General features: G+C 41.9%; 16 protein-coding genes and 1 pseudogene. 4 read left to right on the top strand and 13 right to left on the bottom strand.

The annotated features are described in order from the left end of the window. The 5 genes from C7B77_RS11095 to cynS form a co-directional block, all read right to left on the bottom strand. Positions 1–581: pyridoxamine 5'-phosphate oxidase family protein (locus C7B77_RS11095; protein ID WP_245894157.1), on the bottom strand; the 581-nt coding region annotated here is incomplete at its 3' end. Positions 582–790: 209 nt separating this feature from the next. Continuing rightward, positions 791–1,639, bottom strand: a complete 849-nt coding sequence (locus C7B77_RS11090; RefSeq protein WP_106304167.1) for a J domain-containing protein — start codon at positions 1,637–1,639, stop codon at positions 791–793. Between the two features lie 329 nt (positions 1,640–1,968). Next, positions 1,969–2,124 (bottom strand): hypothetical protein, encoded by a 156-nt coding sequence (locus tag C7B77_RS29870; RefSeq protein ID WP_181243812.1) that lies wholly within the window; start codon positions 2,122–2,124, stop codon positions 1,969–1,971. Positions 2,125–2,329: 205 nt separating this feature from the next. Then, a complete protein-coding gene (gcvT, locus tag C7B77_RS11085; protein WP_106304164.1) occupies positions 2,330–3,439 on the bottom strand; it encodes a glycine cleavage system aminomethyltransferase GcvT in 1,110 nt (369 codons plus the stop codon). Positions 3,440–3,494: 55 nt separating this feature from the next. Continuing rightward, entirely contained in the window at positions 3,495–3,935 is a 441-nt protein-coding gene (gene cynS / locus C7B77_RS11080) for a cyanase (RefSeq protein WP_106304170.1), read from the bottom strand. A 171-nt stretch (positions 3,936–4,106) separates the two neighbouring features. On the opposite strand from cynS, the gene C7B77_RS11075 reads away from it, so the two are divergent. Further along, positions 4,107–4,922 carry an Rpn family recombination-promoting nuclease/putative transposase gene (locus C7B77_RS11075; protein ID WP_106304161.1) on the top strand — a complete coding sequence of 272 codons (816 nt, stop codon included), beginning with the start codon at positions 4,107–4,109 and terminating at the stop codon, positions 4,920–4,922. A 40-nt stretch (positions 4,923–4,962) separates the two neighbouring features. Here the strand turns inward: C7B77_RS11075 and C7B77_RS11070 are convergent, their stop codons facing one another. Next, entirely contained in the window at positions 4,963–5,547 is a 585-nt protein-coding gene (locus C7B77_RS11070) for a hypothetical protein (protein ID WP_106304159.1), read from the bottom strand. Positions 5,548–5,636: 89 nt separating this feature from the next. Here C7B77_RS11070 and C7B77_RS11065 point away from each other — a divergent pair, with 89 nt between their 5' ends. From C7B77_RS11065 to C7B77_RS11055, 3 genes are read left to right on the top strand one after another with little or no spacing between them, the layout of a single operon-like run. Beyond that, positions 5,637–6,224 (top strand): sigma-70 family RNA polymerase sigma factor, encoded by a 588-nt coding sequence (locus C7B77_RS11065; protein ID WP_219892093.1) that lies wholly within the window; start codon positions 5,637–5,639, stop codon positions 6,222–6,224. Positions 6,225–6,281: 57 nt separating this feature from the next. After that, positions 6,282–6,662 (top strand): hypothetical protein, encoded by a 381-nt coding sequence (locus C7B77_RS11060; RefSeq protein ID WP_106304152.1) that lies wholly within the window; start codon positions 6,282–6,284, stop codon positions 6,660–6,662. A 35-nt stretch (positions 6,663–6,697) separates the two neighbouring features. Continuing rightward, positions 6,698–8,203 carry a DUF1800 domain-containing protein gene (locus tag C7B77_RS11055; protein ID WP_106304149.1) on the top strand — a complete coding sequence of 502 codons (1,506 nt, stop codon included), beginning with the start codon at positions 6,698–6,700 and terminating at the stop codon, positions 8,201–8,203. Positions 8,204–8,273: 70 nt separating this feature from the next. On the opposite strand, the gene C7B77_RS11050 is transcribed toward C7B77_RS11055, so the two are convergent. The 7 genes and pseudogenes from C7B77_RS11050 to C7B77_RS30725 all read right to left on the bottom strand — a co-directional run. Continuing rightward, positions 8,274–9,971: a serine protease gene (locus tag C7B77_RS11050; RefSeq protein ID WP_281261347.1), complete on the bottom strand. Its 1,698-nt coding sequence runs from the start codon at positions 9,969–9,971 to the stop codon at positions 8,274–8,276. 105 nt (positions 9,972–10,076) lie between these two features. Beyond that, complete coding sequence (locus tag C7B77_RS11045; protein WP_106304143.1) at positions 10,077–10,325, bottom strand: hypothetical protein; 249 nt, start codon at positions 10,323–10,325, stop codon at positions 10,077–10,079. Positions 10,326–10,359: 34 nt separating this feature from the next. Continuing rightward, the gene (locus C7B77_RS11040) at positions 10,360–10,839 is read right to left on the bottom strand and encodes a PIN domain-containing protein (RefSeq protein ID WP_106304140.1); all 480 of its coding nucleotides are present in this window, start codon (positions 10,837–10,839) and stop codon (positions 10,360–10,362) included. A gap of 1 nt (position 10,840) precedes the next feature. Continuing rightward, positions 10,841–11,263 carry a hypothetical protein gene (locus C7B77_RS11035; RefSeq protein WP_106304137.1) on the bottom strand — a complete coding sequence of 141 codons (423 nt, stop codon included), beginning with the start codon at positions 11,261–11,263 and terminating at the stop codon, positions 10,841–10,843. A 475-nt stretch (positions 11,264–11,738) separates the two neighbouring features. Continuing rightward, a complete protein-coding gene (locus C7B77_RS11030) occupies positions 11,739–12,032 on the bottom strand; it encodes a BON domain-containing protein (protein ID WP_106304134.1) in 294 nt (97 codons plus the stop codon). A 437-nt stretch (positions 12,033–12,469) separates the two neighbouring features. Next, positions 12,470–12,946 carry a hypothetical protein gene (locus tag C7B77_RS11025; RefSeq protein WP_106304131.1) on the bottom strand — a complete coding sequence of 159 codons (477 nt, stop codon included), beginning with the start codon at positions 12,944–12,946 and terminating at the stop codon, positions 12,470–12,472. 206 nt (positions 12,947–13,152) lie between these two features. Beyond that, positions 13,153–13,412, bottom strand: a pseudogene (locus C7B77_RS30725) (hypothetical protein); the annotation flags it as partial.

Raw genomic sequence — 13,412 nt, 5'->3', positions numbered from 1 at the left:
GGCAAATGAAGATTGATGATGCTCGCTGTAAACTTACTTCTCTTTACCCTAATATTGAATTTTGACACTGCACTAGTGTGATTTTTTTGGAGTTGATATGCTCTGACTCCCTCTGTACCTCTTTTAACAGCCCAATCGGTTAAAGTCGATCGTTCTTCCTGAAGCTCGTAAATCGGCACGCCATAGCCGCAAGAAGTTTGGACTGATTCGATCTTTAACAAAATAAGCTGCCGTTTGCCAGGAAGATCGGTAAATCGATCGATTAAATTATGCCACCGCTCGGTATCGGGACTGATGACTTCACCCTTGCCATACAGTCGCAGAATTAAGGGCTTATCTGTAAAGCTGCAAAACATCATCGTCATCCGCCCATTTTGGTGCAGATGTGCCGCTGTCTCATTGCCACTTCCCGTTAAGTCTAAGTATGCCACTCGATCGAAATCCAAACACCGAAACGAATCGATCCCTTTGGGCGATAGATTGATGCGTCCTTCCTGTGGTGCTGTAGCAGTAAAAAACAGCTTTTGTTCGGCAATAAATTCACATAGTTGCCGATCGAGCCTTTCATAAAATTTAGCCATGAGAGATAGGGGTAGACAATACTAAATTGTAAACATTTTATTGGCGGTTGAGAATTATTAGCTAAAATAATAAAATGTTTGTATAGTAGCGATATCTACCGTAGTTAAGATCTGTATCATAAAGTTAATCCTTATCATCATTGGCTCATGTCTACCCTCTCTAGTTAAACTAGCCATTAATAAAGTAGCAGCACATATTTTGTTGGTTTTTATACCATCGGAGAACTGACAATATCGATACAAATAATATGATGGCCTCTGACTCGTGGTGATGAAAAAATATTTAGACCCATTTCTCGCACAATATTTTTGCTATTGCCACGACATGTTCCTGCTAAAACTTTAAAAAATTCGCGTTCTTTAAATACTGGTAGACCTCGATCTCTGATAACTAAGCGATCTCCCTTTTTAGTTCCTGGTGGAATGGTAACATCACTAAATCCACGTATCGTCTGTACCCTGACTCTATCCCCTTGTTGAGCTTGTGCCTGATTAATCTGAACAGTTGAGATAATATTTCCACCTTCTCTTCTCAATCCATCACCTCGATCGGGTAAATTTTCAAAGATAACGAACAAATCCCCACTATTTCCATTTGGACTTGCATTACCTTCTCCTATTAACAGGAAAATTACTCCAGCATGAATACCTGGCGGAATAGTAAGTGTTAACTCTCTCGTTATAGGTGCAACCTTGCCATTCCCGATTAACTCTAAATGTTGAATGGGTATCTTTTTGTCACATCCAAATATTATTTCGCGAAAATCAAGATTAACATATTGCTTGAAACTCTGACCTTTGTTAGGATTTATCTTTTGTCTGTATTTGGGTTCTGAGTAGTCTGGAATATCTACTAGACAGCAACCAGCACAAAGAAAGGACAGTCCAAGCACCCCCCATTTTCCAAGTCGGTCATATACGAAAACCACCAATGAATTTAATTGTAAACTACCTCCATGAGTCTCGATCTCAGAAATTTGCAGGAAAATATAAATACCACCAACCAGGATAAATGTCATCCAGAAGATTTGCTGCGTTCTCTTTGAGATGTTTTTCATTTTCTATTCATCTATACGACGCGTCCGCCAGCCGCATTTCGTCCGAGTTCGCGAATTATTCGATAGCCTTGGGGCAAGAAGTCTGGGAAATCGGTCATAACCACTGCGATCTAATTTGTGCCTATGGTTATAAATCCCAAAGTGACGAGCAAAAGCTACATTCGATCGAGATGATTCACATCTTGCACCAACATATAAAGACTAGTGCTTAGTGAAGATCTGAGGGTACCCACAAGGGGCACCTCTACACCATCAATCTGTAGGGGTGCCCCTTGTGGGTACCCTGGGTCAAAACTAAGCACTAGTATATTTAAATTGTCTTGACGCAATTAGATCGTCATACTGACAACGTAAGTTGGGAATAAATTAGTATTTTTCTGAGCGAAAACGAACTCGCTATAATTACCCAAATCATCTAATCCAGCAATATTTAAGACGATTTCAAAGAGGAGCCAAGTTACGATTTCAATTATGAATTTACGCATCGCCGTCGCCTCCTCGATCGAATTACTAAAGTAGATGTGGGCTGGAGCTAGATAACCTTGTGGCTAGCAATTACTACAAGACAAAACTTGCCATTCCCTAATTTCATCAAAAAAACCTACTGCCTCGATCGAAGCAATAGGTAGGATATTATTGGGACTTCAAGCTCTGCGAGAAATCGGATGTTTTAATTCGATCGAGCTTAATTTAGACGCGATTGCTCGATCGATAAAATGGTTTTTTGACCACAGTAGCGGGGTGCAGTTTGCCCCGGATTTCGACTTCGACAACTTGCCCTAATTTAGCCGATTCCGGCGGTATATAGGCTAGCGCGATCGCTTGTCCGAGTGTTGGCGACATGGTACCACTAGTGACGATACCTGCTGGCTTACCGTCGATTATTACCGGATAATCGTGCCGAGCGATAAATCGTCCCTGCATATTTAGCCCCACTAATTTACGACTGACACCTTCGCTCTTTTGCCGCTCCAAAACATCGCGCCCGATAAAATTACCTTTAGTATCCAGATGTACCAACCATCCCAGCCCCGCTTCCAAGGGCGTGGTCGTGTCATCAATTTCTTGACCGTACAAGCACATCGCCGCTTCCAATCGGAGGGTATCGCGCGCCCCCAACCCGCACGGAACGACGCCAGCCGCGAGCAGTTCGTCCCAAAGTTTGACGCTAATTTCGGGATCGACCATAATTTCAAAACCATCCTCGCCAGTGTAGCCAGTGCGCGCGATAAATGCGGGGTTTTTAAAAATTAGAGCTGCGGAATGACCGAAATTCGTCAACTGCGAGAGGTCGATATCGACAAAAGGCTGGAGGTGACGGACTGTTTCCGGCCCTTGGACGGCGATGAGAGCTTGCTTGGCAGATAAATCTTCAAATGTCACCGTACTGAGGTCTAAATGCGCCAGCAACCAGTCTTTGTCCTTATCTTTAGTCCCCGCATTGACAATAATCGTCACAGTTCCCGCGCCCTCTTGATAGACGATAATGTCGTCGATAATTCCCGCTTGGGCATTTAACAACACCGTATACTGCGCTTGTCCTGGCTTCAGACGGCTCAAATCCGAAGGCACCAAACTTTGCAGTTGCTCGATCGCATTTTCACCCTGCAAGCTAAACTTACCCATGTGCGAAATATCAAACATCCCCACTCGATCGCGAATTGCCTCGTGTTCGGGGGTAATTCCGCTAAACTGGACGGGCATTTCCCAGCCAGAAAAAGCCGTCATTCTCGCGTTCAGGGCGATCGCGCGATCGTACAATGGAGTCCGTTGTGGGGTAGGCGATTCTAGTGCAGTCACGGGTTTTATTTACCTGGGATGAAAAGGGTTCACAGCTACCGATTTTTACACATTCCTACCACTTTTTATAAGGTAGAAACTTCCCTGACATGGTAAGTTTGACTCGATCGCCTTTAGGATCGACTTCTTTTTCGACATCCATCGTAAAATCGATCGCGCTCATAATGCCATCGCCAAACTTCTCCTGAATCACACTTTTAAGCGGTAATCCATATACCTGCATAATCTCATAGAAGCGGTAGACGAACGGATCTGTCGGGACTACAGGGCCTAAACCTTTAATGGGATAATCGGTCAACAGATCGATATAGATCGGATCGAGATCGAGAGCGGTGGCTAGTAATTTAGCCTCATCTTCAGACATGGTTGCTTGTCGATAAAATACCGCCGCAATCCACACTTCATCGCGATTTAAAATCTTCTCCAAGTCAGCAAAACTCAATCCTTTGGCTTTCTTTGCGGCAAATAAGTGACTAACGATCTCTGGCAGTTCCATGTGAGTTTTGTATCCTGTATTGCTATTTAGCTCTAAATATAGGCCAGATTGTCGATCGAAATAGTTATCGACGAACACATGGGAATTTGGGTGTGAGAGATAGAAACTAGACAAGACAAGTGAAGTAGTCTATGTGGTAAGGTGTAGAACGATCTCGCCACTGCATTGCTTATGTACGACAATACTTGTAAGTATTTAGCGGAAAAGTTTCCTGAAGATTTCGCTAGTTGGTTAATTGGCGAGCGTGTTTCGCTCGTTGAGATGAATCCGACAGAGTTAAACGTCGAGCCGATTCGCGCTGACAGTATCATCTTGTTGACTAATGAAAGTCTAATTCTGCATCTAGAATTTCAAACATCTCCCGATCCAGATATGCCATTTCGGATGGCGGATTATCGGCTCCGGGCGTATCGGAAGTTTGGTACTAAACCGATGAGACAGATCGTTATTTATTTAAAACGCACCCAGAGCGAGCTGGTTTATCAAAACACGTTTGAAATTCTGAATACTCGCCATCAATTTGAATCAATCCGACTGTGGGAGCAACCAGCATCGATATTTTTAGCATCTCAGGGGTTGTATCCGTTCGCGAGTTTGGCACAAACCGACGAACCAGAGTCGGTATTACGGTCTGTGGCTGCTAGAATTGAGGATATAGCGACGCCAAGCATTCAGGCGGATTTGGCAGCTACCGCATCTGTTTTAGCTGGGTTAGTATTAGATCGAGAAAGAGTCAAGCAAATATTACGGAGAGACATCATGCGGGAATCTGTGATTTATCAAGATATTTTGGCGGAAGGCGAGGTTAAGGGCAAGATCGAGGAAGCCAGAGTGTTTGTCATCAGACTGTTAACTCGAAAGTTGGGAAGCGTCAATTCCGATCTGTTGGTTAAAATCGAGGCTTTATCTTTAGAAAGATTAGAATCTCTAGGCGAAGATTTATTGGACTTTACTGCGATCGCTGATTTAGAGAACTGGTTAGTATAAGTATAAGATAGTTCGAGCACCATAAGGTACTCTCGATCGATTAATTAATTATGAAATCGAGTGCAACTTGCCGTAAAAATTCACCCATGAGCGTTAAGCGTTCGTAATTAAGATCGCAACTGAATTCTAAAATTATCACAGGTGGCATCAATCGATCGATTCGATATAACTCCTCAAGTTTACTATTTTTATTGATGATATGAAACTCTTCTACCATCATTTCCAGAAGATCGCACGTACAAAGATATTCATGTGAATTAACAGGCATTTCAAAAAGTAGATCGATAAGAAATCTATAGTCGTTAGAGTAAGCTCGTACAAACTCCCTACCTAGAACGGTTGCATAGGAAGGAACATAGGTCATTTTACGAACGCCACATGCGAGATCTTTGACACGCCCTAGACTATCTAGCCATGTGGGGAAACAAACATTCCAAGATTCAGCAACAGATCCTCGCAGTTGTGTAGCCAAACGTTCGGTAGCATTATTAAATTGAGATCGATACTCTTGAGGATTTTTAATACTGCTAATTCTGGCAAGACGCTGGATCTCGTCTGGGTCGATAATTAAATGTGCCATGACAATCGAGAACTGTACTTGAGAGAACGGTTTAACTGGCAGCATACCCACGGCTGACGAGCTTTGAACCTTTTCGATCGATCTCCGGTCTAAGCTGGTGTAGAGCGGAGTGTGAGAGGATGATGTATGGCTCGATGTCTCGGGAATGCGAGGTGGTACTGAGAGTGGAAGATCGCGTTGAATCGGTGGCTGACGATGTGTTAGTCAAACGTTGTGTCGAGGGAGATCGTCAGAGCTTTCGGCTGTTGTATCGTCGCCATCAACCTCGCGTGCGCCAAATCCTGTATCAGCTTTGCGATCTGACAATGTTAGATGACTTGACACAAGAAGTATTTTTACGTGCGTGGAAAGGGTTGGCAAAATTTCGCCAGAGTTCGCGATTTTCGACTTGGTTGTATCGTATTGCCTGGAATGTGGCTTCAGATCGTCGTCAAACTTTAGCACAAGATCGATCGCGCCTGCAAACGCTCGCTCAGAGTGTCGCCACTCAACATGACGATCCCGATATTATGCAGCTCCACTACCAAGATTTGGTACGCAAAGGATTGAGTTGCTTGAGTGAGGAACATCGAGCAGTTTTAGTATTACACGATCTCGAAGAACTCCCCCAAAAAGAAGTAGCTGAAATCCTCGAAATTCCCGTCGGTACTGTCAAGTCACGATTGTTTCATGCCCGCAGTGGAATGCGAAAGTTTCTCGAAGAATCAGGAGTTCAGATTTAGTCACCAGTCAGATCGATCGCGATCGAGAGATAGTAATATAACCAAGGCAAATAGACGATGAATAACTCACCAGATGAAGATCCTCAACTAACTAACTTCTTGCGGCAAAATCGATCGAGTGTGCCCCCATCTTTGCCAGAATTGGAAGATCGACTGATGTCAGAGATCGATCGATTACCCATAGACACCAGACAACGAGTTTCTAGATCTTGGTGGCGATATATTGTTGGGGGAATTGGGATTATTGCGACTGGAATTGTTGGTGGATCGATCCAACAGATAATTAGTCCGCCCGAACCAAGTATGGCTGAAATACAGCAACTCAATCTGTTTCTAGAAGCTTACGCTCGCGACTCGATCGTCAGTACAGACGCTACCTTAGATAGTCCCGATCTAGATCTAGATATGTTTGACGATCGCGAACCTGAAGACAGTTAGATTAATTGAGAATTGAGAATTGAGAATTAATAACCGTGAATACTCGTAAATATTTAGTCATTATTACTAGCTGTATCTGGTTGAGTTTGGCGAACATCGCACAAGCTGCACCTGTCAATCCTAAAGTTATTCATCTTTTAAATCGGTTGACGTTGGGGATTCGTCCTGGCGATATCGATCGCGTGCAAAAGTTGGGAGTTGATAAATATATCCAGCAACAACTCAATCCCGATACGATCGCCGAATCGTCAATTTTAGCAGAGAGATTGGCTACATTAGATACGATCGATCTCTCGCCCACCGAGTTATTTCAGCGATATAATCCCAATCGCCAAGTAGATGGCCAAAAACCAGTATTAGAAATCAGAAAAATTCAGCAACAACAAGCCAGACAAGTGACTAATCAGGCGATCGAAGATAGGCTCTGGCGATCGATATACAGCGAACGACAACTTCAAGAAGTGATGGTGGATTTTTGGTATAATCATTTCAATGTTTATGCAGATAAAGGGATCGCTAGACTGTGGGTGGGTGCTTACGAACGACAAGCCATTCGTCCTCATGCTTTCGGTAAATTTAGAGATTTATTAGGTGCGACTGCTCGACATCCAGCGATGTTATTTTATTTAGATAATTGGCGAAATAGCGCGCCGAATGTAAATAAAAAAGGTCAGAATCGCGGCTTGAATGAAAACTATGCCCGCGAACTGATGGAACTCCATACATTGGGCGTTGATGGCGGCTACAAACAAGCGGATGTAGTTACACTAGCAAAGATTTTTACAGGGTGGGGATTCAAGCAACCGGGACAGAAGATTCCCGACGGTTATAGTTTTCAATTTAATCGCAATCGACATGATTTTAGTAATAAAGTGTTTCTCGATCGTCCAATCGTCGGTAGCGGTATCGATGAAGGTGAACAAGCTCTAGATCTCCTCTCCCGACATCCCAGTACCGCCCGTCAGATTAGCTTTAAACTGGCTCAATATTTTGTAAGTGACAATCCACCCAAAAGTTTAGTCGATCGACTCTCAAAAAGCTTTCTGGCTACCGATGGCGATATCAAATTAGTATTGGGCACCTTATTTCAGAGTCCTGAATTTTGGAATGGCAAATACTATGGCACCAAATTTAAAACACCATATCAATATGCCATCTCGTCTATTCGATCGACTGGGATAGAACTCAATAATGTCAAACCATTAAATGACTTCCTCAGACAACAAGGAATGCCCATCTATGGCTGTCCGACGCCGAATGGTTATAAAAATACTCAAGAAGCCTGGTTAAATCCCGATAGTATGACGCGGCGGATTAATTATGCAACGAATTTAGCTAATGGTAAACTACCAATCTCGGCATCGACAACTACTGCCGCAAATACTTTACCAACTAGCCAGATGTTCGCGATCGATCCGCTAAAATTAGCAGCTACTTTGGGCAATAACTTTTCTACTCGCACTCAACAAGCGATTTCCACCAGCAGCCCAGAAATTCGCGCGGCATTAATCCTCGGTAGTCCCGAATTTATGAAAAAATAATAAGAAAGTCGATCTATGTTATTAATTTTAAATAATAAATATACAGGTTTACTGTAGATCCGATCGATGTTTAGTTGCTCGGAAAATATTGAATAAGTTGCTGCATGAAAGCATGGTTCTTGTCATCGCCTCTTTGCTTATAAAGTTTGGCTGCTTGCTGCAAGTCAGCGATCGCACCATTTCGATTATTATTCAATCTTCTCAAGTTAACCCGAAATAGGTAGTAAGTAGGGTCGTCAGATCGAAGCTCGATTACTCGACTAAGATCGGCTTCTGCGCCAGCAAAATCTTTGAGTTCTTTCTCTTTAAATCCAGCTCTCGATAGCAGAACCAATACTGTCGGCTGAAGTTCGACTGCTTTATTATAATCTGCTAAAGCACCCTGAAGATCGCCTTTGGATTTCTTTTGGTTAGCCCTAACTAAATAAAATTCGACCATATCGGCATTTGGGGAAATGACAATATTCGGATTAATTTTTTTGCCAGTAGATCGGGACTGGCTATATTGAGTAGTTGCTAAGTCTAGATATTTTTGATAAATATCGGCATAATCAACATCTCCAGCACGATTTGCTGTAACTATTGCTAAATCGGCATCTTGTTTTGCACCTTGGGGATCTGATGTCGATAATTTGGTGGCAGCGCGGGCGAAAATATATTGGTGATTGTCGGGATCGAGTGCGATCGCGCGGTTCAGATCGGCAAGTACCATTGATGGTTTGTTAATTCGGGAATACATACCAGAACGCGCAGCATAAGCGAGAGCATAATTGGGGTTGAGTTCGATCGCTTTATTAACATCGGTTAAAGCTCCCTTCAGATCGTCCGTTCTCGATCGAGCATCACTGCGAACCAAATATTTAAATGTGGAGGTTGGTGCAATTGCACTTGCCTTGTGATAATCTGCTAATGCTTTATCGCCAACATCGAGTCGAGTCCAAAGTCGTCCGCGTAAATAGTAAGCCATGAAATAATCTGGCTTGATCTGGATGGCTTTGGTGCAGTATTCGATCGCTTCTCGTTTATCTTGACGCTCTGGCTCTGCATTTTCTTCTGTATATTCGACATAAAGTGTCTTATTTATAGCCAAAATAAACCAATCATTAGCAGTAGTCGGCTCGAATGATTTATTTGTAGATATTCTTGGAGCAGAGCGCATCAGTTCGATCGACTCTTGGCGGAGATAATTAATCGGAATGCCGCGATTGATGCCTAGCTTTTGTTCAGTTAAAGCATCGCTCAATTTACCAAACTCTGCGTTAAAGTCTGCGGCGAATCGATCGCTACCTATATTAGTTTGCGAACCCTTTGGATATTTATCGCCATTACCATGAATGGCGATAAGTTGCCCTTGTCGAGCGAATACGCCACCACCGCTCATCCCTGGATATGTAGCAGCGTCATAGATAACTGTATATCCACCATTATCGACATATTTGCCATTATCTCCCTTTAAGCGATTTTTGACACTAGCGACGATCGAACCGCTATTAAAATTGAAGCCTTTCTTTGAAGGAAAGCCAGCAGCATAAATGGGAGCATCGATTTTGATATTATCTGAGTCGCCAAGGGTAGCAACGGGATAATTGCGATCGCTCTGAAACTGGACGATCGCTAAATCTAAATCTGGTAATAGTTTGACTGCTGTACCGGTGGCAGCATGAGATTTACCATCGGGGGTAACAATATTATATTTAGTATGTTTGCTACATTTTTTTAAATATCCTCTCTCATTACCGCAGACTACATGAGCATTGGTAGCAAAAATGTAAGGCTCTTCATTACTTAGTATGCTGATTTCCGCCCAGATTGATAGCTAACAAGGGATTGAGCCTAAAATCTATTATTGTTAGATTTTTCAGCCATTTTTGGCTTAGCAGTAAGGATTTCGGGTCAAAAAGCTGAGATTAGCATACCAGGTGATGAAGAGCCAAATGTAATTATTACCTTGTTTCTGGATGATTACGCCAGAGCCGTAGTCTTTTTCTCCGCCACCTGTGGCTTCGAGCTTCAAGGTGACAGATTTGGCGATCGATTGGATCTGTGCTGGTGATAAAGCGGTGGCGATCGTCGGTTGGAGCAGAGTCACAGCTACCGCCGGAAGTAGGTAAATAAATTTCATGTAGGAATCTCTTGCAATCTAGCCACGATCTTGTTTATAGTTTAATATCTTGCCAATGAGCGGCTTCACAAAATAGTGAAAGATGCTTCAAATTAGTTGTCGCCATAATTACCCGTTGCCCTGGAAACTCATCCTTGAGTAGTTGATATTGAGCAGAAATAATAATGTCGATATCGATATCCTTCTCATCTCTGGTGGTTTGCCCACTTGCGGATGCTCTAGCCCAAAGGTTAGCAGCTAAATCCAGAGCCTCAGTAGAAACTGTTAAGAATTCCAGAAATCCGTCCGATCTCAAAGATTCCAGAGATTTAATTCCTGGCGCAACTTGCCCAGTTCTAATCGAGGAAGTTTTTAGCCCTCTCATCACTTCATAGTTACAGAGATCGGAAGTAACAATACGAACGCCCCTAATAAAAATGGTATCAAACCATTTCTTACATTGTTGAGACTCATCAAATGAAGTATTTTTGTTGCATACTAATCCGAGAATATTAGTATCTAAAAAAACAATCATCTTATCTCCGCGACTCCGCCAGAGACTCGTATAACTCCTCAAATTGGCGATCGTGTTCGGCTTTTTGTTCTGGAGTAAAACTATCCCATTCTTGACGTTCGCGCTCGATGCGACGTTCTACCATCGCCAATCTTCGTGCAGTCTCCTCTGGAGTTAATTCGGGTAATTGGTATGCACTTGAAGATATCGAATCATCAACCGAACTATTCGCTGGTGGTAAAGCTTCTGCTGCCGCAGTAGCCGTTTCCACACACTCGCTCCTATTTGGAGAGATCGCAATCAGCTTCCCATCCTCCATTAATTCTATGTGAAGGTTAGGATTATCATTTTGCAACCGCTCCAACTGTTCGGCTGAATGGAGCGTGGTATTGCTGATATCGATAAGTAGTTGCTGGGATTGGCAAGGATCTTTAGCGATCGTCATATAACCTCCAAACAATCTCTAATGTTAGTTTATACATATTAAAATTATATCGCGATCGCACCCGCCGAAATATTGTCTAAGATATGAGAGCATTAATTGAAGTTGTAACTCGATTGAGCTAAAAGTAAATTCAAAAAACACAGCCGCCATTAGTGTTAATAGTTTTTTATGACCTCGATATTCGATCGAGATTAGTTGGGTAGTGCTTGTAAAAGTGAGTTCGCCCGGTCTTCTTTAATTTCTCTAGCATCGACTGTCACGGATATATCATTCGATCTATATTTTGCAATATATCTCCTCTTTTGCTATAACTTTTCATATTTAACCCCTGTTTTATTGCATACGTATGTACCATCATTGACAGGCCATAAACTTCTATGACAATAATATTGTCCTCCTTTCAATGGATAATAAACAACTCCTTTTTTAACCTCTTTTAAGTTTGAAAATGGTTGCCATTTTCCTGCTCCACCCTCTAAACCTGCTCCTTCCCTAAATCTATTTGATCTGAACTAGCTATTGTACCCGTAACAGTAACATCGCCATTATCGACACTTATTCTTAAATCACTATCGGGTATATTTGCTTTTAATTTATTTTTAACTTCGCTGGCAATTTCATCATCAAGGCGGTTGTTAGAGTTAGGGGATTCAATTGAATCAGAGGTTGGCGAATTAGATACGTCGTTACTAGTTTTGGGATTTTGGCAGCCATTCATGGTAATTAAAAAAATACCAATGATGATAATTGAGGCTTGATTTTTAAACATGATTTATTTGGTGACAAAAGAAAGATAGCAATTGTTTAACTGTACCGTCCTTTTCCTCCATTACGAGTACAGTACTTATTATTTGGATAAATTTTTCTCGAACAGAAGTACGTGTTCTTGTATAAAATTAAACCATTCTTGACGGGTTTGAGTTGAGATAGACTTTTCCAAGGATCTACTGGATCGGTAGGATCCGATCCCTCATAAACAAAACGAAAGCGGTTATTATTAACTTCTATTCCTTCGTAGTCATTAGGTGGAGATCGAAAATAATAGCCGTTAAGAATTGGCAAGGCATTGGTTGATGTGGAAAATATTAAGGAGGTAATACCTATGGAGATCGAACGAAAAAAGATAGTTGGAGATGAGGATTTCACTAGTTTTATGATTTCACATTAAGTTACTTTATTTACAGATATCGATAAATAATAAATGCTCTATCTGATTTTGTATCCAGAACCAGGTACTGCCATATAGACAACACCCTTATTATTAAGACATTTTTTGAAATCTTTACTTACTTCGTTAGGATTAAAATCACCAGCACGTTCATATATTTGAGGCTCTTCTTGGCCAAACTTAACTAGCAATGAATTTTCTCCTTGACTGAGAACTAGTTGACGATTGCGACGCTTCAAACCCTCAATAATTAGCCCATCACGATAAGGAGAAAGAGAGCCAATAGTTTCTCCAACAGCAACAGCGTACCTTTTGTGAGGAATTGAAACTCCTTGATAACAATATCGATTACCTTTACGTGCAACAGTGATATATCTAGAACCAGCATTGTAAACTCCAATTTTAGGAATTTCTGCTAATACATAGAAATGTAAGCTATCGATCGCTATCGATGTTAATGACAAAGCTAAACTGTATAACAGAGTCGTTCGAGTAAATTGACTAATAGATATCATATTGAATTATATTCTTTGTAAATCACCTTGTGCAAAACATATCGTTTGCGTCAGTTCGGGTTAAGGATATTTGCTTCGTTCTAGTACCGCCAACGATTGAAATCGTGGCTCATGGCGCAAAGTCTGCCTACACGGACTAGGATATTATATTAGTCCGCGTAGGCGGACTTTGCATCACTAGCGGCGATTTCAATCGCTGGCAACACTCAATCCCGCCACTGGCTTACCCGCAACGGTTGAGTTTGCAGGACTCGACCATTTTGGGTAATTTTCAAACTATTTCGTGTCACAGTATAGGCCGTAGTACCATTCTTGGCGACATATTTACCTTTACTAGCACTGGCTAAATTCAAGCGAATTGAAGATCCATTATCTTTAGCTATACCGACATACTCCCTTCCCGCCAGAAGATTATAGAATAAGGTTGTAGATATGTTGAATCGTATTTGAAATTTGGATTGGAGTC

Origin of the sequence: Chamaesiphon polymorphus CCALA 037 (assembly GCF_003003845.1) — a bacterium.
Taxonomy (GTDB): domain Bacteria; phylum Cyanobacteriota; class Cyanobacteriia; order Cyanobacteriales; family Chamaesiphonaceae; genus Chamaesiphon; species Chamaesiphon polymorphus.
Note: the sequence above shows the minus strand (reverse complement) of the source record. Positions and strands in the feature narration are given on the sequence as shown.